This window comes from Bacillus salipaludis, assembly GCF_030938565.1.
Taxonomy (GTDB): domain Bacteria; phylum Bacillota; class Bacilli; order Bacillales; family Cytobacillaceae; genus Neobacillus; species Neobacillus salipaludis_A.
In genome coordinates this window covers 3,540,706-3,561,186 of record NZ_JAVGVR010000001.1, presented here as the reverse complement: position 1 = coordinate 3,561,186, position 20,481 = coordinate 3,540,706, and the positions used below count along the sequence as shown (strand labels likewise).

The 20,481-nt window shown below is 36.8% G+C and carries 18 protein-coding genes; all 18 read right to left on the bottom strand.

What is annotated here, in order from left to right:
• Window positions 1-9: 9 nt before the first annotated feature.
• A complete protein-coding gene (locus RCG21_RS17630; RefSeq protein WP_133337119.1) occupies window positions 10-1,119 on the bottom strand; it encodes a GerAB/ArcD/ProY family transporter in 1,110 nt (369 codons plus the stop codon).
• 18 nt (window positions 1,120-1,137) lie between these two features.
• Window positions 1,138-2,247 (bottom strand): Ger(x)C family spore germination protein, encoded by a 1,110-nt coding sequence (locus RCG21_RS17625; RefSeq protein WP_165976324.1) that lies wholly within the window; start codon window positions 2,245-2,247, stop codon window positions 1,138-1,140.
• On the bottom strand, window positions 2,240-3,751 hold the full coding sequence (locus RCG21_RS17620) for a spore germination protein (RefSeq protein WP_308913519.1): 1,512 nt from the start codon (window positions 3,749-3,751) through the stop codon (window positions 2,240-2,242). Before RCG21_RS17620 ends, RCG21_RS17625 begins: the two co-directional genes overlap by 8 nt.
• A gap of 479 nt (window positions 3,752-4,230) precedes the next feature.
• Window positions 4,231-4,464, bottom strand: a complete 234-nt coding sequence (locus RCG21_RS17615; RefSeq protein WP_133337125.1) for a hypothetical protein — start codon at window positions 4,462-4,464, stop codon at window positions 4,231-4,233.
• Window positions 4,465-4,902: 438 nt separating this feature from the next.
• Entirely contained in the window at window positions 4,903-6,870 is a 1,968-nt protein-coding gene (ltaS, locus tag RCG21_RS17610) for a lipoteichoic acid synthase (protein ID WP_133337127.1), read from the bottom strand.
• Window positions 6,871-7,130: 260 nt separating this feature from the next.
• Window positions 7,131-8,327 (bottom strand): FAD-dependent monooxygenase, encoded by a 1,197-nt coding sequence (locus RCG21_RS17605; protein WP_133337129.1) that lies wholly within the window; start codon window positions 8,325-8,327, stop codon window positions 7,131-7,133.
• Window positions 8,328-8,703: 376 nt separating this feature from the next.
• The gene (locus tag RCG21_RS17600) at window positions 8,704-9,702 is read right to left on the bottom strand and encodes an HAAS signaling domain-containing protein (RefSeq protein WP_308913518.1); all 999 of its coding nucleotides are present in this window, start codon (window positions 9,700-9,702) and stop codon (window positions 8,704-8,706) included.
• On the bottom strand, window positions 9,689-10,036 hold the full coding sequence (locus RCG21_RS17595; RefSeq protein ID WP_133337133.1) for a PadR family transcriptional regulator: 348 nt from the start codon (window positions 10,034-10,036) through the stop codon (window positions 9,689-9,691). Before RCG21_RS17595 ends, RCG21_RS17600 begins: the two co-directional genes overlap by 14 nt.
• Window positions 10,037-10,808: 772 nt before the next feature.
• Window positions 10,809-11,540 carry an IclR family transcriptional regulator gene (locus RCG21_RS17590; RefSeq protein WP_133337135.1) on the bottom strand — a complete coding sequence of 244 codons (732 nt, stop codon included), beginning with the start codon at window positions 11,538-11,540 and terminating at the stop codon, window positions 10,809-10,811.
• 49 nt (window positions 11,541-11,589) lie between these two features.
• Complete coding sequence (locus tag RCG21_RS17585; protein ID WP_235824872.1) at window positions 11,590-12,462, bottom strand: isocitrate lyase/PEP mutase family protein; 873 nt, start codon at window positions 12,460-12,462, stop codon at window positions 11,590-11,592.
• Between the two features lie 99 nt (window positions 12,463-12,561).
• On the bottom strand, window positions 12,562-13,851 hold the full coding sequence (locus tag RCG21_RS17580; protein WP_133337139.1) for an MFS transporter: 1,290 nt from the start codon (window positions 13,849-13,851) through the stop codon (window positions 12,562-12,564).
• Between the two features lie 79 nt (window positions 13,852-13,930).
• Window positions 13,931-14,437 carry a 3-isopropylmalate dehydratase small subunit gene (locus RCG21_RS17575; protein WP_133337141.1) on the bottom strand — a complete coding sequence of 169 codons (507 nt, stop codon included), beginning with the start codon at window positions 14,435-14,437 and terminating at the stop codon, window positions 13,931-13,933.
• Window positions 14,438-14,483: 46 nt separating this feature from the next.
• The gene (locus tag RCG21_RS17570; protein ID WP_133337143.1) at window positions 14,484-15,740 is read right to left on the bottom strand and encodes a 3-isopropylmalate dehydratase large subunit; all 1,257 of its coding nucleotides are present in this window, start codon (window positions 15,738-15,740) and stop codon (window positions 14,484-14,486) included.
• 25 nt (window positions 15,741-15,765) lie between these two features.
• Window positions 15,766-17,145, bottom strand: coding sequence for a dihydroorotase (locus RCG21_RS17565; RefSeq protein ID WP_133337145.1), 1,380 nt, complete (start codon window positions 17,143-17,145; stop codon window positions 15,766-15,768).
• Window positions 17,145-17,849, bottom strand: a complete 705-nt coding sequence (locus RCG21_RS17560) for an isochorismatase family protein (protein ID WP_133337147.1) — start codon at window positions 17,847-17,849, stop codon at window positions 17,145-17,147. The genes RCG21_RS17565 and RCG21_RS17560 overlap by 1 nt, the downstream gene beginning before the upstream one ends.
• Window positions 17,850-17,852: 3 nt before the next feature.
• Window positions 17,853-19,232 (bottom strand): FAD-dependent oxidoreductase, encoded by a 1,380-nt coding sequence (locus RCG21_RS17555; protein WP_133337149.1) that lies wholly within the window; start codon window positions 19,230-19,232, stop codon window positions 17,853-17,855.
• A gap of 510 nt (window positions 19,233-19,742) precedes the next feature.
• On the bottom strand, window positions 19,743-19,970 hold the full coding sequence (locus RCG21_RS17550; RefSeq protein ID WP_133337151.1) for a hypothetical protein: 228 nt from the start codon (window positions 19,968-19,970) through the stop codon (window positions 19,743-19,745).
• Window positions 19,971-20,076: 106 nt separating this feature from the next.
• Window positions 20,077-20,322, bottom strand: a complete 246-nt coding sequence (locus RCG21_RS17545) for an HpcH/HpaI aldolase family protein (RefSeq protein ID WP_308913517.1) — start codon at window positions 20,320-20,322, stop codon at window positions 20,077-20,079.
• Between the last annotated feature and the right edge of the window lie 159 nt (window positions 20,323-20,481).

The window sequence follows — 20,481 nt, the reverse complement described above, 5'->3', positions numbered from 1 at the left end:
ATATTAAAACTAATTTACCCCTACACTCTTGGCTTTTTTAAAGGCTTGTAAGATGAGAATAAACAAAAACAAAATTGGTATATAAATATATAGAAAGCTGGATGAGACAAATCTAATGAAAGTCCCCATTTCCTCAACTTCCACTTTACTTTTGACGTTAATAACCATGAAATGAACGATAATAATGGATATCCATAAAGACATTCTAGGTTTAAATTTAAACGATTCTTTCAAAACTCGAATCGCCCCCCACAATGCCATACAACAAGGGGGAAGGACCACTAAGAGCCATAAAAAAATAAAGATATATTCAAATCTTTCGATAAATGGAAAGCGGATAATTTTTGACATCATGAGGGTGGGCCAAGTAACATGTTCAAGCTGCCCATGACTAAAATAAACAAATGAAATGATGGTAATAAATAAATATAAAATGGTTGTATACGCTTGTGAAATGTGTGCCCATTTTTGGGAATTTTGATTATCTTTAATAAAAGGATAATAAATAAGTAAAAATTCTGGTCCTGAGTACATTAGAATACTTTCTTTTGCCGATACAAAATAGTCACTTAAACTGTGATTAAAAACGGGTAATAAATTCGTCCAGTAGGCATATTGGAATGGAAAATATACCGTTAACAGAAGGAGCGAAGGGATGATCATCCCCCAAAAACAAATACCGGTAATAACCCTAAAGCCTCCAACAACTAAGTATGAAATCACAAAAATCATAGTAAGTGATAAAAACCAAATAGGGGTATAAGGAAAAACCCAAGTAACCAGAACGGATAAATAGGACCTAATTATCGTTGAAATAATTAAAAGCATATATCCATAAAAGAAAATATTTAATACGTTTCCTAGCCATCTCCCAAATAATTGTTGATGTAAAGACATAATATCTCCATTATTTGATTTCTTTAATAAGAAATACAGTAGCCAAATAATGAGATGAAAACTGATTCCAACCAATAGAATTGAAACCCATGCATCCTGTTCTGCTCCCTTTATTATTTTACCTTGAAAATTCAACAAGCCTACACCGGATTGGGTACTGTGAATCAGAAAAAATAAAAAAAAAGGAGAAACTGTCAAACTTTTATTTAATTGTTTACTCATGGTTAATCACCTTTTTTTTCATTCGCCAATCCCTGCTTGAGATAGTTCTATTTTTAAATTTATATCCAATGAAATAGTTGGGTACACCTTTTCATAAAACTCCTTTTCGTTCCATTTTTTTGAATTCGCTCTTGCAAAGTCACCTATACCTAATGGATCGACTTGATGCATTTGGAATTTTACGAATAGCTTTTCAAAATCCTTTTTCATTTGTTTTTCCAATTGCTTTTTTAATAATAGGTTATTTTGTTTTTTCCTTAAATCTAGCCAATCTGGAAAATCCTTTACCATTCCGTTTAGTGTTATATTGAATGTTACTTTTGATTTCGAACCTTTGTTAATAATTGATTTTTTGTTTTTTCCATATAAAATGGCTAAAATTACTGAATCCTCCGACTGCCCCTTATGTATGTTAAATTCTGTCTGCCCTCTAATCACTCTTCCTCTTAATATTTTGTATAAAAAGCTTTCTTTTTGATTTAAGATAAGTCCTAGTCTGTCTTTTTTTAACACTGCTAGCCCGTTTACCTCAATGTTACCCTTTTGATTAATCTTTAAATAAGGTAAGGAGGGGTCTCTTCCGTCTCCATAGAAATCAAATAAAAAACTTTGCAAAGTTGGAATTGGTACATTTTGAGTTCGATAATTTTGTTCAATCATTTTATAAGGATAATTGCTGTTTCTATCTTTATTTTTCATTAAAATTTCTTCTGCTGTTTCTTCAGAAACAGCCACTAACATATTGCTTCCAATCAAAGGATCCCTGCAAACAGTCTTAACAAAATAAGACACCCCATTTTCAGCTAATTCTTTACCAAAGATTACAAGGTTCAACTTTCCAATTTCTAGCGGTTTAGGAGATTGTGCATTGATAGATTGTTTTATTAAATGGGATTTCCTTCCTTTTCCCTGTAAAATAGAGCTCCCACCTTCTTTTTCATCTCCCGTATAATCAGAATAAAGCGCAGTTCCAACATATTGGTTATCAACTTTGTCAAAACCTAATACTTTAGGAAGTTGCACATCATCTATAATTTTTTGCCGTGGAAAAGAGCAGCCAGGAATAATCAAAATGAGAGGCAAAAGAGCACAAAAATACCTTATATTTTTTCGCTTTTGACTATTCATTATTAATATCATCCTTATCTTGATTTGGTGTATATCTTTTAAGTGAAAGAGGTCTTAAAAATCTGCTTCGTGTCGTTGTAAACTGATAGGATGATCGAATAAAACTGTCGCGAAAGTTCTTTATTCTAAAAGGAAATAGAGGTACCATATATGGATTTCCCAAGGATTTAAGTTTTAATAAATGTCCTAACAGAAGAACAAATCCTATTATAATTCCAAAGCCGCCCAAAAATGCTGCAAGTAAAATTAGTGGAAACCGGATGAGACGAATTGCATTTGACATTTTAAAGATTGGAGTTGTGAAAGAAGCAAGTGCAGATGATGAAACAATAATAAGTAAAATATTACTTGTTAGAGCAGCTTGGACAGATGCCTGACCGATAACAATACCACCTACAATACCCAGTGTTTGCCCAATTTTTGTCGGTAAGCGTGCCCCCGCCTCTCTCAACAATTCAATGGTAATTTCCAAAAAAATCGCTTCCCATACCGGAGGAAATGGAACATGAGCTCTTGAGCTAATAAGGGGTTGCAATAAATCATCAGGTACAACTTCATAATGAAAGGTTAAAATTGCTACATATATAGGTGTAGCAAACAGAGAGAAAATAACACTAATAATACGAATGATTCGAAAAAACGACCCGAGTACCCAATTAAGATAATAGTCTTCTGGAGAAATGAAAAAATCTAATATCGTTGTTGGTCCTGTAACAATGTAAGGTGACCCATTCGATAAGATTGCAACTTGTCCTGATATCATTGCATATAAAACCCTGTCAATCCGTTCAGTAGATAAAAAAATAGGAAAGGGGGTATTTGAATGATCTGAAATCATTTGATCAATTTGGGAATTATCGAAAATAACATCAAAATTAATATCCTTCAGTCGCTGTCGAACCGTTTGAATATATTCCGGATTAGTAATTCCATCCAAATAGGCAATGACTACTTCCGTTTTAGACATTGAACCAATTTTTATTTCCTCAAAAACTAATTCTGTAACGGCCATTTGCTTTCTTAATAAATGAAGATTCGTACTAATATTTTCTACAAAACCAACTTTTGGACCAATAACACTAAATTCATTCTCTGTATCATTATTCTCTCGATAACCTAGATTTGCATTATCAATATTTATGGTCAAAAAATATTGGTTGGAATCCTTTAATTGAACAATAACATATCCTTTAATTAGTTTTTCTTCGACATCTAAGGGATTGGTTGTTACTATGGCATTCTCAAAAGGAATAAACTTTTTTATATCATTAATTTCCCTAATTTTCTCAATATGTTCTTGAATTGCTGGGAGGAGAAGGTTATTTATTTTCTTTGGATCAACCATACTTTTATAGTAACTAATTGTAATACCCTGTTCTTCAGATAATGAAAATTGATGGAAATCACTTGATTTAGCAGCTTGTTGAAAAATCATTTTTATTGATTTTGTCCCGTTCTCTGGTTCCTGACTATTTTTAAATCTTTCTAAAAACTTGAAATACATTTATATCACCTGAATGGACTTTTACATTTTTTTAAAATTTGTCGTGTGATAAACCATGAACACTCTAAAAAATAAAAAATCACACCTTTTTATGAATTTCACAATGATTAATATGCCCTTACATTTAAATTAAATTCCCTATATTTCTCCCCTTCGCCATTATTCACCAGCAAAAAAATTGAAAATAGACAATATGAAAAAGTATTATTTACTTAAATTAAAAAAAATCCCTCTTAAGGAATTTAGAAAGAATATTAGAATTCAAGTGATCTACCCACACATTATAAATTAAAGAATTTTGCTGTGGAATCGAGGCGTGGTCATAATGATATGAAATATCACCCAAAAAGCTAGTCTAATTGTAGTCATTCTGTCTTTAACCATAAAAAATAATCCATCCTTGAGTGAGTTCGGGTGGATTATTTCATCATCTTGCAGATTCCTGTATATGTTTAGTTGTTCTTAAACCGACCACTATATTAAGTCGTGCGTTTTTTTTCTCTCCTTTTATATATCCATTCCGCAATAAATCCAACTACAAAACCAAACATAATTGGATTCAATGAACCATCGAAGGTAAATCCGCCATTTGAGGTTTCCTCAAAATTGAACCAACTTAGTGATTCAATATTATACAAATGACCGCAAAAGTATAATACAGACGTTGTAACGATAAATACAATGGTTGGAATCCAAAAAGTTTTCTTTATCATACAGATACCCCCTTTATAGGATTTTATTGTAAGTTAATTGAAGTCAATTATAGTTTATTATAATCCAGCAGCAATATTTACAAAATCAGCGTTTAAATAAATCGTCAGAACCGTTTCCCACTCTTGGTCGGTTTGTCATTCTAGGTGCTGCCGGTATTTTGTAAGATTTTGCAAAATGGTAGAAAAAAATAATAAAAGCGATAGCAAAAAAGTCTTAAAGGAAGAATTTATGTAGGTATTAGAAGGATAGGTAAGAAAGGAATTCATGAATAAACAAATAAAGATAATAAATTTACCATAAGAAATTAGAGCATTTACTTCATAAAAAATATTGCTAAACCAAACTTGTAAAGAGTTCAAAATGAAGAAAAAAAGCCGACTTATATTTCAAGAGATATGAAATATAAGTCAGCAAATAACTAGATTGGAACAAACGATCTATTGAGCCCCAGTTGTTTGAACCTTAGGCTGTTTCGTATTTCCTTTAGGACCAAGATATTGATATTCATTAGGATCAATCGGTTTAAATCCCTTTGGTGTATAGAACCGTAATAAATCTTTATTGACCACTGCATCGGACATTTGAAGTTCTGTTGAGATCTTATCATTAATTGATTTATAGGCACTTTGATTCGGTAATAATTCACCCGTGTCAGGGTTGTAGAATTTCCCGCTTACTTCAGTTACTTGAGGAGATACATAATCACCATTTCTAAACAATGCCCAGTTGCGATGATCTTTTGATAATAAATCGGAACCGAATTCAATGTAATCTTTTGTATCAACACCTAATAAATGTAGAAGGGTTGGTCGAACATCTACTTCACCGCCAAATTGGTGCTGAACCCCACCTTTTACACCTGGAACGTGTATATATAATGGTACTTCCTGCAACTTGGCATTAATGGTTGGCGTAATTTTTGGAACGCCAAGAACTTTTGCCATTGCCTTATTGTGGTTTTCGGAAAGACCATAGTGGTCTCCATAAAGGACAATGACCGTTTTATCATATAGCCCATCTGCTTTTAAAGCATCGAAAAACTGTTTAAGGGCTTCATCCATATAATGGGCTGACTGGAAGTAATTGTTTACAACTGAGTCACCAAAGTCTCCGGCTGGAAAATTAGTATCTTGTTTGTCCATTTCAAATGGGAAATGGTTGGATAACGTAATAAATTTGGTATAAAAAGGTTGTTTTAACCCCTCAAGCATGGACATGGACTCTTGGAAATATGGCTTATCTTTCATCCCATAGTTCTTTATATTTTCAGGAGACATATTATAATATTCTGCGTCGAAAAATTGATCATAGCCTAATGCTCGATACATAACATTCCGGTTCCAGAAAGTTTTATAGTTTCCATGAAAAACTGCAGATGTATAGCCTTTTTGACCTAAAATAGCAGGGGTCGCTTGATACGTATTTTGTGCCTTATTGATAAAAACAGCACCTTGATTTAACGGATATAGTGAATTTTCCATCAAGAATTCAGCATCTGATGTTTTACCTTGTCCTGTTTGATGATAGAAATTATCAAAATAGAAGGTGTTGCCATCATGAGCCAATGAATTTAAAAATGGCGTCACTTCTTGTCCATTTGGCATTTTATAATCAATCATAAAATTTTGGAATGATTCTAAGGAGACGTAAATAACGTTCATCCCTTTTGCTTTGCCAAAGTAAGCTGGATTTGGTGCCGTATAATGGGCTTTTCGATAATTTTCTACAGTTGTGATATCACTGCTGCTAGCGAGTGCCCTTTGACTAGAAGTTTTGATATTTTGAATGACATCCAAAATGGTAAAATTATATGCTCCTAAATATTTAACAAGGTAGTTTCTGTCGAAGGAACGTGTTAATAATTGCGGACGGTCTTTTTCTGCTAATCCAAGGTTAAAAAGAAAAACAGTGACAGCAAATAATAATACGATTTTATAGGATTTGCGATTTTTCGCACTAGCTTTTTTAAATATCGTTAGCGCAAGAACAATTAGAATAAGGGTATCTGTGAAATAAAAAATATCAAGTGGGGACATTAAGGAATTGGCGCTATCCCCCAATTGTCCAGCATTCGTTTTCGCCTGCATAATGACCGGGACTGTTATAAAGTCATTGAAAAATCGATAATAAACAATATTCGCATATAAAAGGAATGACAATACAAAATTGATGATAATCATAATCTTTTTGGTATGCTTTTTAGAAAGTAAACCTAATCCAATAAAGAATAATCCAGAACTAATTGGATTAATAGCTAACAAAAACTTTTGTAGATTATTATCTATGCCTAATTTAAATTCTATTTGATAGGCTGCATAGGTCTTGATCCAAAATAACACAACTGCTATAACAAAAAAGGTAATATGACTCTTTTCGAATCTTTTTAGTAGTCCGACCTTTTCCATCTTAAAACTCCTTTCAAATCGATAAATACTATTTTTACCATACTCGTCCCTTATTACAAAAAAAATTATCCAGCTAGAAGCCGGATAAACAAAAATATATTAAATAGGGGGTCAACATGAAAAAGTACTTTTCATGTTTTTATATTAACCCCAAGATATGAACAAGTTGTGAACAAAATATGAAAATTACTTTGAAAAAACCAAGGGGACGTTCTTGCGGCTTTTAAGCCAGAACCGTCCCCTTGGTTTTCCCTTTCATTTCAATAATCTTTCAGTTCTATTCCGTTGGCAGCTTTCGCTATCATTTTTGAAATCATCTTAAACTGTACGGCCATAAGAGTGGGTACGCGCAATATTAAATTTCTTAGAAAGATTTTGAAGTTTGATTTTTCAATCATGCTCCCTGCGGCTATTCGTCCTATTTTTTGATTTTTCTCAACAAACTTTCTCATTTCTTGTTCATAGGCAACAAAAGCTCGGGCATAATCGCCATTTGCAGCTTTGAGTTCGCCAGCTAATACATAAGCTCCAACGAGTGCCAGGCTTGAGCCTTGACCTGAGAGAGGTGATGGGCCAAACGCCGCATCTCCTACCAATGTAACCCGACCTTTTGACCATGTCTGTATATGAATCTGGCAAATCTCATCAAAATAAAAGTCTGTCGCTTCTTTCATGCTTTTGAGTAGAGGCAAGGTTTCCCAACCCGATTGGCCAACAAAGGCATTTTCTACAAGATTCTTTTGATATTCTGTATCATGGCGATCGTACTCTAATTCATTTGATTGGAACAAAAACATCCCTCTTGCTTCGGTATTGTCACGTGCGCTATACATCCCTACAGTTTTGCCTGGAACCGTATACAACAGTTGGCGGTGGTCAAGGTTGAGGTAATTCTCGAGAGTAAAAATCGATATATAACAGCCAAGCGTACGTTTAAACTGTGCTTCGTCGCCAAAAGTCAATGTGCGTACATTTGAATGGAGCCCGTCCGTACCAATTACCAAATCGAATGTCTGCGGCTTGTTATGAATAAATTGAACTTCTGCACCAGTTTCAGTCTCATGTATGGCGGTAATTGAATCGCCCCAAATATAATTGGTCGTATTCTTGGTTAAATCAAATAAAATGTTACTTAGATCGTCGCGCATGATTTCAATGTCCAGACCTTTCTGGTTCCCCATACTTGCTTCGCTTATTTGACCTTCAATCTTACCTTTACTATTCACGAAGTAAACACCTGATATGTTTGTGTCAGCGTCAAAAACTTGATCGAATATACCCATCCGCTTAAGCACCGTAATGGCTGCACCACGGATATCAACCCCATAACCACCTGGGCGTAATGAGGGCGCACGTTCTATGACAGTCACATCAAAACCGTAGCGGTGAAGCCAGTAAGCAAGTGCCGGTCCGGCAATACTGGCACCAGAAATAAGAACGCGCATCGTTTTTTTCATAATTATGATTCACTCCAATCTACTGCTTTTAAACCTTTCGTAGGCAACTTTCAGGTCATATTGGCCCTTCCCTACATAACATAGGTACTCTAAATTGGCGAATAAAATAACATAACTCTAAATTAACTCGATTTCCCTTTGAGTAATCCCATAACTAATTACATAAGTGGCCCAATACAAAAAAGTGCATTTCTTACTACAGAAATGCACTCTTAACATAAAGTAAGAGCACAATTCTTGCTGCGAAATCGCACCCTTTAATTAAAATATATCCCCAATCATGAGATCACTTAATTCTGCTTAAATGCCCCCAATACAAAAACTGTAAGCTCTATATACAACCTATTAAACTTATAAACTAATAAGCAAATATAGATTAACGAATTCTAGCTTTACGGAACCCATCAAATACACTGATTGCCGAAGATATCATAAAGATTAAAATTCCACCGCCCACGATCCACAATTCAAATTGATTAGCTGTAATGGTAAATGAATTAGACATATACGTAATATAATCATGGGTGATTACATTCGGATTTCTGAATATCACAATGAATACAATGGTTGCAATAAGCTGGAGGGCAGTATTACAAATGGCCATTCTTTTTGTCCACTGTCCCTTTATTAATTTATAAAGGGCTAAGGCTATTTCTAAACCAATAACAACAAGAACGATTGGCCAATACCACAGTAAAACTTCCTGATTTAAAGAAGGAGTTACGAATTTAAGTCCTTCTCCACCACCTATATATACACCAACAAGATGATTCGCTTTAAAATAAAGTGTTGCCCAGATTGCAGTCCACAATAGACTTCCAAATACTTCGACCTTAGAAATCGCTTTTTTCTTAGGGATATACGGGATATTTTTCAAATCATCGGGAGTCCATTTTTTAAGGCTTGCTGTTAATGGCTGCTCATCTCTTCCCTTATCTGTTCTTTCTAATATGGCAAACATAAGTGTTAGCCAAAAGAATACTTGGATCCCCACTTCAATGATCCTCCCTATTCCTTCGCCCATAAGACTCAAAACAATATTAATAACCGCTTGTTCACCACTATATCCAATAAAATATTCGGCAATCATCGAGATGAACGAAATGACAGCAGCAATCGGTAAAATCATTTTTAGCAGCGTCACATATACATCAAAATAGCGTGGACCAATTAAGTGCATTGGCCGATCTCGATAACCACTAGCCAATGTGACGGGGCTCCCCAATTTTTCAAGAACTGCCTTTATATCTTCTTCCTGGTAATCATCAGGCAGCATATCCTCTATCGTTGACCGCAACTCGAGTGCAATATCCTCACGATTTTTTTCAGGCAGCCTCCGAGTAACTTCTTGTATATAAATCTCAATTAGATTCATCGTCTCCCTCCCCTTTTAATAAGCCAAAGAGCTCTTTCGAATTCTTAATCCATTCTCTTTTTAACTGCAAAAAAATCTCTAAGCCATATTCACTTAAAACATAATATTTACGGGGTCTACTCTCAGATGTATCCCAACTACTCGAAACTAACTCCTGTTTTTCTAATCGTCGAAGCAATGGATATAAGGTACTTTGGTCAATGGTAATGCCCGATTCCTCCAATAATTGAACAAGTGAATATCCATACTGTGGTTTTTGTAATTGACTTAAAACGGCTAATGTCAACGTTCCTCTCCTAAGCTCTGTCATTAATGAATTCAATAAAGTACTCATTCACCCACCTCATTTTTTATTTACTATATGACATACAGCATATGATTTATGCTATGCGTCATACACTATTGTTGTTACAATATCAATGTAAATTAAATAGCCTTTTTTGAAATAACAAAAAACCATGGGGACGAATTGTTTTTCTTGAAAAGCCTTTTCCGGTGTTTTTGGCAATTAAAAAATGCTATTTACTTTTCTGTTTTTATTTTTACTAAAAAATGTTTCATAGAAACTGAAATACAGTAGTTGAGGAGCTTTTTAGCATCTTTATATTACATTTCATTCACTTCTTGTAGAAGTCGTCAAATCCCCCTGAAATCTACGCAAAAAAAGCTCCCAAAATTTATAAAAATGGGAACTTTTCTTTCTATTTTATGACTATAATTAAGCCTAAATATTTTAATTTAAAAAGTTTTTATCTATCTCTATTTCTGATCGTTTCACTTACAACCTGTTCTAACGCATTCGAAATAACAGAAGGACCTGTAAAGTTTTTCTCCATTAAGAAAATTATAAGCACCCGAATGTAACGGGTGCTTTGTTTTTACTACTAGAATAATATTTGGAAATTACACACGAACTATTGCCTCCGAAATAATAGAAAAATCAAGCAGCTTTTCTTTTAGCAATACGAGAACCTACTCCAGAAATATATATTGGTTCGAATTCGCCGAATCCACCTCATATTAACTCCCCTTTGGATCATAAGTTCTATTTAAGAACTAAGGAATCTTTTTCTCTTTAAATCTTCCATTTGGATAACAAAAATTATTTAACACCTATATCCTAATCTTTCACTTATTAAATTTGCACAATATTTAGCCTTGTCTACCAAAAATATTTTGTTTTCTTCTGTTAACATATGAATTTGGCCTGCAACGGTAAGATTCGCCGTAATTTCATTGGAATGATCAAAAATCGGCACTGCGATTCCAAAGCTTCCGGGTCTTCTTTCACCTGTAGTTATTTTATATCCCTTAACAAGAATTTCGTTTAATTCTTCATTTAGTTGCTCAATGTTAACATCAGCCTCTTCAATGATCTTTTGTAAGATTTCATCCTTATCTTTTGAATAGGCAAGCAACACTTTTCCGGATGCCCCGGTGAAAAGAGGGGTATGTTCACCAATCCGGATAAAATTAATCACAATCTCAGGCCCGTCAATCTTATCAATACAAACCCGGGAATTCCCAGCCCTGATATTTAAATCCACTGTCATCCCTGTATCATTTACCAACTCAGCCATAATCGGTTTTGCAACTTTACGTAAATCAAAATCATTCATCACAATATTCCCTAGCCTAAAGAACGGAAATCCTAAAGAATACCTGCGCGTGTCAGGATCTTGTTTGATAAAATCCATGCTCTCTAGCGTAGCTAATAACCTGACAATTGTACTTTTAGGGTATTTAAGCTCAGCATGAATCTCGGCGATTGAAAGTGTGTTTCGTTCAAATGAAAATAACATTAAAATCTTAAATAATTTTTCAATACTCGCAACCATATATTTTTGTTCCTTTCATAGATAGCGCTTTTTAAAATTTCAGGAACGATTATCTCAAGACATATTTTTCTTCTATCTCATGATACCGTTGGATGCCAAGTAGTTGATTAAGCTGACTAAAATTCAACATCTGGTCTTTCATCCCAGCCGTAGTTCCTGTTTCTTTCAATTCATGAAATAAATCTTGTGCCGCCTTTGCAACTACACGAGTAACACTGTTTGGAAAGATGACAATTTTATAACCCATGCTGTCAAGTTCAGAAGCAGACATTAATGGGGATTTTCCGCCTTCCACCATATTCGCCAATAAAGGCTTTTGGATATAATTTGTTATGATCGAGAACTCATCCTTGTTCTCCAAAGCCTCTACAAAAATTATATCTGCGCCAGCTTCCACATAACATTGTGCCCGTTCAATTGCTTCCTGTAAACCGTTTATTGCTCTCGAATCAGTACGTGCAATGATTAGCAAGTTTTCATCTACTCTAGTGTCTACTGCAGCTTTGATTTTACCAATCATTTCAGACAAAGGGATTACATTTTTATCTCTCAAGTGACCGCACCTTTTCGGGAAATCCTGATCTTCCAGTTGGATTGCGGAAATGCCTGCTCGCTCAAAATCTTTTACGGTCCTCATCACATTCAAGTAGTTTCCGTACCCCGTATCAGCATCTGCGATTACTGGAATTTGTACCGCGTCACATATATATGATGCTCTTGTTGCCATTTCACTTGCCGTCATTAAACCTATATCAGGTTTTCCTAATGTGGTATAAGAGATGCCGCCGCCTGTCATATAAAGTGCTTCAAACCCAGCCTGTTCGATTAGTACCGAAGTCAAACTGTCATATGCCCCCGGTGCAATGATAATTCCAGTTTGCGATACTCGTTCTTTGAATTTTTTTCTAATTGAATTCATCATATCTCACTTCCCTTTATTTGCTCAACTTTTTTATTAATAAGTTGACCAACCCGCCTAATTAATGATTCTTTAATCTATGGCGGGTTAATCGAAGTAATTTTAATGGACTATGGTTTTAATTCTCTGTTCCTCTGAAATTGTACCTTGTTTTTCTTTTGTAAAGAATAAGAATCCGATTGAGCTAAGTAAAGCAAGAACAATCATAACCCCAAAACCTGCGCTGAAACTGCCCGTTATCTGAATAGCAACTCCCATTGCAGTGGGTGCAACAATTCCGGCAAGAGCAAATGCAGCATTCAAAAACCCTGATGCAGCTGCGGGCTGGTCTGGAGCAGAATCAATCGCAACGATCCACCAAATCGAACCCGTAACCATCCCAAATCCTACTCCAAGGGAGATAAATGTAATGGCACCATATAGGGATGGATTAAACATGATTGGAATAAGGGAAGCACCCGATAACAATAAACATATTCCTATCAAATTAAATCGGCTTCGTATACCTGGTTTACGTCTATATAGTTGGTCTGCAATAAGTCCGCCTGCAATGGTAGCTACCGTCCCAACGGCCCATGGTAAAACCGTGAAAAATCCAACTTTAACGATGTTGAGATGATAAACCTGGCTGAGTATGCCCGGCAACCAATACATAAATCCCCAGAACATGAATCCCCAAGAAAAATAACCAAATGCGGAAATCAAAAGATTCTTATTGGTAAATATCTTCTTCCATTCTACTTTTTTTACATGCTCCGTTGTCTCTTCTTCTACTAAGCCGCTTTTAATGTATTCTTGTTCTTGAGGGCTAACTCGATGGTAGCCAATAGGAGAATCCTTAAACAGCCATAACCAAATTCCAACCAATATCAATCCTAATGCTCCCAAAATAACGAACGGCGATTTCCATCCCAGGCTTTCCATTAGCTGTGTAATAATAGGTCCACCGATCATGAGGCTAAAAGGGACCCCAAATCCAACGATCATCCCTAAAGCCTTCCCTCTTTCCTTTCCTGGCAGCCAACGGCTAATTCCCCTGCTGACTGCTGGAAAGGCTGGTCCTTCAGATCCACCGAGTAATACCCGAACTAGGAAAAGGCTGACAAAAGAACCCATGAAAGCGGTCAAAATACTAAATACTGACCAGAGCCCTGCAGAAAGGGACAATGCCTTCTTTACTCCAATTTTGTCTATAATAGGACTGCCTACAAAGGAGAGAATCAAGTAACCAATAGAAAAGGCACTGCCAATTAGGCCCCACTCCGCATTGTTAATATTAAACTGTTTCGTAATTGCTCCATTGGCAAAACCAAGAGCAGACCTATCCAAGTAATTTATTAAAATTGTAAGAGCAATAATGCTTACAATGACCCAGCGGAACTTACCCTTCATATACCCAACCGACTCCTTTTTCCAACGTTATAGTGGTGAATCAATATAGTCGACCTACCTTAAGAAAAGCACATCTAGTTTATAATTTGATTTCCTTATTGCTCAACTTTCGTTCTAGCATGTTAACCAGACCGCCATGATTGATAATTTCCTGTATGTACGGCGGATAGATCGTTGTTGAATAAGACTCGTTTTTCGTTAAGTTATAAATCACACCATTTTCAAAATCAATTTCAATCTCATTTCCTTCTTCAATTCTAGTTGCTTCCTTACATTCGATTACAGGTAAACCTAAATTTATCGCGTTTCGAAAAAATATCCTTGCAAAAAATACCGAAATGATGGCACTAATACCAGATAATTTTATAGCAGCCGGGGCTGACTCCCGACTTGATCCGCATCCAAAGTTTTTACCGGCAACGATAATGTCCCCCGCTTGGAATTTGGAAGGAAAGTCGGGGTCGATACCCTCAAATATATGTTTTGCAGCTTGATCAGCTGATAATTTTAAATACCGTCCGGGGTTAATCATATCCGTATCCACATTATCTGGAAACACCCATGTCTTCCCTTTAATCTTTTGCATATCTATCCTCCTAAGTAAGCTGACATGTAGTCTGGGTACCGTAAGACTATAAAAACTCTCTTGGGTCGGTTATTCTGCCTGTAATAGCGGATGCCGCAACTGTGGCAGGGGAAGCTAGATATACTTCCGACCCAGATCCCATCCGGCCAGGGAAATTCCGGTTTGTCGAAGATATACATCTTTCCCCGGGAGCAAGCACACCATTGCCAAGTCCAGCGCACGCTCCGCAACCTGTCGGCAGAAATGTTGCTCCCGCATCGAGCAACGTTTCAACTATGCCGCTTTTTGTAGCCCTTCGCATGACTTCCGATGATGCCGGTGCAATCAGCAATCGCGTGTTTTTGGAAACTCTTCTGCCTTTAAGAACTTGGGCAGCTATTTCCAAATCATAATACTTAGCTCCCGTACAAGCCCCTATATAAGCTTGATCTAGAGGCTCGAAGTGATCAATTGCTGAAACAGGCTTTACATTATCAGGAGAATGCGGAAGTGCAACCATTGGTTCTAGCTGATTCGCATTGAATTCTAAAGTTTCGAAATAGAAAGCATCTTTATCCGCAGTTACTACCTCAAAATTACTAACATTCCTCTCATTAAGGTAGTCGATAACAATATCATTAGCTTCGATTATTCCAGCTTTTGCTCCCATTTCAATTGCCATGTTTGACAGAACTAATCTTTCATCCATTGGTAATGTATCGACTGCACTTCCCGAAAACTCAACGGATTTATAGGTAGCACCATCAATACCCGTTCTCTGTATTGATTTCAGCATCATATCTTTAGCCATTACCCCTTTGGAAAGTTTCCCTTTCCAAATAATCTTGATGGATTCAGGTACTTTCACCCATGTTTTCCCAGTCGCCATGACACCTAACATATCAGTTGATCCTAGTGCGATTGCAAAACATCCCATTGCTCCGGCTGTTGTTGAATGAGAATCCGCTCCGACATACATCATACCTGGTGTGATGTATCCTCGTTCAACGGGTACAATGTGACCGATACCTTCCCTCTCATGGAACTTCGAAATCCGATATTTTTTCGCCCATTCCCTAGTCAATTTCAGAATGGAAGCTTCGGTAGAATCGCTGGATGAAACAAAATGGTCAGATATCAAAGCAACTTTATCAGGATTCCAAACAGTCGCTCCTAACTTCTCCAAGGTAGAACCGAATCTTCGTGGTCCACTCGAGTCATGAATCATTGCAAAATCAATATCGACCTCAACAATTTCATTCACTTGGACCTGACTCTTTTTACTTGCTCTCGCAATAATCTTTTGGGCTAAAGTATATCCCATATGAACTCCACTCCCTTCTGTAAAACTAGATTTGGCGATGGAGATATTTCCCCCTGCCTGGTTTTGCAGTAATCTTACCTTTTTCTAATATCACTTCACCTCGGCTAATGGTGTACACTGGCCAGCCAACTGCATCCATTCCCTCATACACTGTATAGTCAGAAGCGCTTTGAAGCAGCTGGTGGGTAATCGATTTTTTCTCCTGTAAATCTACAATGGCAAAATCAGCATCCGCCCCTACTTCAATGCGGCCCTTTTGTGGTAAGTTAAAAGAATCGGCCACTTGGGTAGAACAAATATCTGCAATTCTTTCAAGCGGAACACCCCTTTTTACATAACCTTCTGTAATCATGAGCGGCAACAAAGCACCTACGCCTGGAAACCCGTATTGTGCTTCGAAGACACCGGTTCCACTTTTATATTTCACGTCTTGGCTGCATGGAACATGATCCGTACCGATGGCATTAATAAGTCCCTTTTTAATCCCGTCCCACAAGCGATCTTGATCCCATTGTGTATGAATTGGGGGACCGACTTTGGCATGAAGATTCGTTGGAGATTCATTCGTCAATGTTAGGTAATGGACACAAGTCTCGACTTTTGCACCGCTTTCCAATAACCATGGAGCTTTCTCCAGCAGATCAACACTCGTTCCGGAAGATAAATGAACAACAAATACGTTTCCACCAACATTCTGATTTAAATAGAGGGTACTAAGCATGGATTCTGCTTCAGCATATCCCGGACTCGTTTTCGACCATGTTTTCAAAGTGTCTTCCACAGATTCCTGTTTCAGCTTTTTGGTTAGATACCGATTAATATCCATGTTCTCACAATGCATGCCCAAAAGTAGTTTAGGAGAAATGCCTATAAACCGCTCTAGTATTCTCATTAAGTCCATGGAAGTAAGATCGATGGCATTGGATACCTTAAATTTATCGTTGAGCTGTCTTTCATAATTTCTAAAAAATTTAAATGACGTAACACCAAATCTTTCAATTACTTCTTCAAGTTCATCAATATGGTCTTCTAATAAAATCCCTAAACTATAGCCGAAATCAATATAACTGTTTTGCTCGCCTATTTCTTTCAATCTAGGAAAAGCTTCCAAATAACTTTTAGGTATTCGATCATAATTAACTAACGTTGTTACGCCACCAACGGCATGCTGCTTTGTATCGATAAAATCATCTTCCAGCGAATTGTAAATTCCCAAATGCTCATGGGCATCGACCACTCCTGGGAAGATATGTAGGCCTTCTGCATCAATAATTTTCATAGCGTCCATTTCTTGATCTGGGTCATAAATTCCAACGATCTTTTCATCTTTTATTCCTAAATCTGCACGTAAAACTCCTCTTTTAGGAAAAACAACCTGCCCGTTTCTAATTAATAGATCCAACATTACTTAATGACCTCCTTGTATTGTAAGTTTTGTAGATACGTTACGACCTCATCAGCCTTCATGACATCGCAATATTTCATCCATAAATCTAGGAGTCCTGCTTGGTGGGATAATTGGATACGATCGTAAACGCAATCTTCTATTACCGCTACATTAAAGTTGTGTGTAACCGCATCAACTGCCGTTGCTCTCACACATCCGCTCGTAGACCCGCCGACAATGATAATAGAATCCACACCGAGCTTGATCAAATAGCTAATGAGTGGAGTTCCAAAAAAAGCGCTTGCATAACTTTTATCGACAACAATATCCTGAGATTCTGGCTTTAACTCTTCAACAATTTGCGTTTCTGGCCGTCCATCAATATATTTAGAATTGTCTCTTGCAGCTTTTAAACCGAAGGAATCGAAAGCAATCGTTTTCTTTTGTACATTTCTTGTATAGATGACTGGAATACCAACATTTTGAACCTGCTCTTTTAACTCTTTAATTTTTCTTATTCCTGCCCAGGCAGAAGATCCCCCTCCGCTAGGCCATTGTTCAAGCTGGTCTTCAATGGGCTCATCTGCTCCGATATAGTTGTACTGTGCATCAATAATCATGAAGACTGGCTTTTTTCCAAGTCCTCTTCTTTTTCCATAACCGCCTTTTTCAATTACAATCTTATCTACATCTGTTAATGCGCTTTCCCAAACATGAGACATATGCTATCTTACCTCCACTTGTTTTATTGATTTTGCTGCATGGGACCCAGCAATTTTTCCAAACCCCAATGCACATAACAAACCATTACCTGCTACATAACCATTAGCACGAGTTCCGGAAATACCTACAGAACTTCCACCCCCGGCGTATAAATTAAGAATTGGAGTACCATTCATCCCAAGTACTTGTGCATTTTCGTTTATTTTCAGTCCTCCCTGTGTATGAAACAAGGCGGGAACGATTTTAATTCCGTAATAGGAATTTATAAGTTTCTTTGGCAAAACTTTTCTCCCAAATTCATCCTCCCCTACCGTAACTGAATCATTGTATTTTTCCAGTGTCGTTTTAAGGGTTTTTGAATTCAATCCTAATTTTTCTGCTAAGCCTTCAATGGAGTCCGAGTAATGAAAAGCTTCGAAATTCGCCAAATTTTTAAAATCCTCAATCCCAAGCAATTGATTGTAAATTTCTCGATCAAAAATCATATAAGCATGCTTTTCCGGTTGCTTTAATACTTCTGTAGCATATTCGGAATATCCCTGTGATTCATCGCCAAATCTAAAACCTTGGTTGTTGACAATGAATCCACCCAACATGATGGCTCCCCATGTAACAAGAAGTCCATGTGCTTCGGAAACGGAAGCATGTCCTTGGTAGGCACTCATATTTTTCAGTTCGGCATTTGCCTCCGCACTCATGGATACAGCATCGCCAGTGTTGCCTTCATAGCCAAAATATATTGCGTTCGCAATCTCAGGAATAAATTCACTCACCATCTTCTTGTTTCCACCGTATCCGCCGTCGGCTAGGATTACCTTTTTTGCTCCTATCCGTTGCATTCCATTGGGCGTGTTCGTTTCTACACCGATTACTTCATTGTTATCGGTGAATAATATTTTAGTAACTGGTGATTTCAGCATTAGGTAAATGTTATCCCTATTCCTTACAGCTCCTCTTAACATTTTCATTAATTCTAATCCTGATCTTGATGGTGGAGCATGCATGCGGTATGTTTTGTGGCCTGGCAGTAAAAACTCTGTTACTAGTGATAGTTTAATATCATGTTGATCAACCAACCATTCAACTAAACTTGCTGATTCCTCACATATTCTTAGAGTTTGCTCAGGATCACCTGTATATTTATTTTTTTCTAAAATCTCATTTGCCATTTTTTCTGGAGAATCACTAATGTTCATTTCTTCCTGAAAGCGTGTGCCTGCCGCTGGTATCATTCCTGCGCTTGCTGCAGTATTCCCCAAAACAAATTCTGTTTTTTCCAAAATAGCGACATCCAATCCACTTTCCGCTGCTGCAAGAGCGGCAGTTAGACCACAGCCCCCACCACCGACAACAACAACGTCCACCTCGATATCCCATTGCATAAATTAAATCACCATCCTAAAACAGTTGTTTGTTTCGCATCGTGGAATTCATTCCATTAATTTTTGACAATCTCCTTAATTGTATTTTTCCTCCTCCTTATCGTTCCACATTATGGAACGCATTCCATAATCTGAATAAGATATTTTTAGTTTAAATTCATAGAATGTTTTTGTCAATATTAAAAAGATTTACTATTTTTTGAATACTCTAGAAAAATGCAATTTTTCATACTTGTGGTTGTACTGTCATATGCCTTTTAAACGTAATCGACAGGTGTAACTAATTTTTATCTATGGTTGTATGTAAGGAAAAAGAGGGGTCTCCCGACTATTCTTTAAGATTAACAAGTAACAAGAGCATGAAAATCCCAAGTTTGATAATAATGCCAAATCAATCTCAAAAGAAAACCTGCCAATTAAAAAATGGCAGGTTTTCTTTTGTTTCCCTATAAATTTATAAAATAATGTTTATATTGGCTGAAAATTGGTTTATTTAATATTGGTCCTTTTTTAATTCACCTTGATCGTTTCACTAACAACCTGTTCCAACGCATTCGAAATAACAGAAGTCCCTGTAATTCCGATATAGCAAGCCCCTGACTCAAAAACCTTACGAACTCCAGCAGAATTAGCAGCGACTGTCCCAATTTTAAAGCCTTCCTCTTTTCCCATCTCAAACAACTCATTGATGGCCAACTGAACTTCTGGATGTCCTGGTCCTTCTGCCTTAAAGCCCATATTAACAGATAAATCTGTTGATCCAATTAGGCCATGTCTATTCCGGGAACATTCAAGATTTCCCTAAAGTTTTGTACGGCTTCAGGCGTCTCGATATGAACAGAAATTAAGATATTCTCACCTGCATTATTAAAATAAGCTCCCCTCCATCCTTACCAAAACGTGCCGCCCGGATCACAAAAGCAGCTGCCCGCTGTCCATGTGGGGGAAATTTTGCTCTTTTTACCACTAGTTCTGCATCTTCTTTATTGTTCACCATAGGCACTTGTATCCCTTTGGCTTCCCGATCCAGCGCCTTTTGTATACTTGATGCATCAAAAGAAACCCTGATAATTGGCACTAAATTAACCAATTACCTCAACGGCAACGGCAATCATTGTCTTCATTTGTGCTGGTGAATATACGCTTGGTCCTGACCGTTTTGATTACGACATGAATCGACAACGGATTCTTGAACGTTGTGGATGGACATTCTGGAGAGTCAGGAGAAGTGATTTTTCCAGTGGATTTA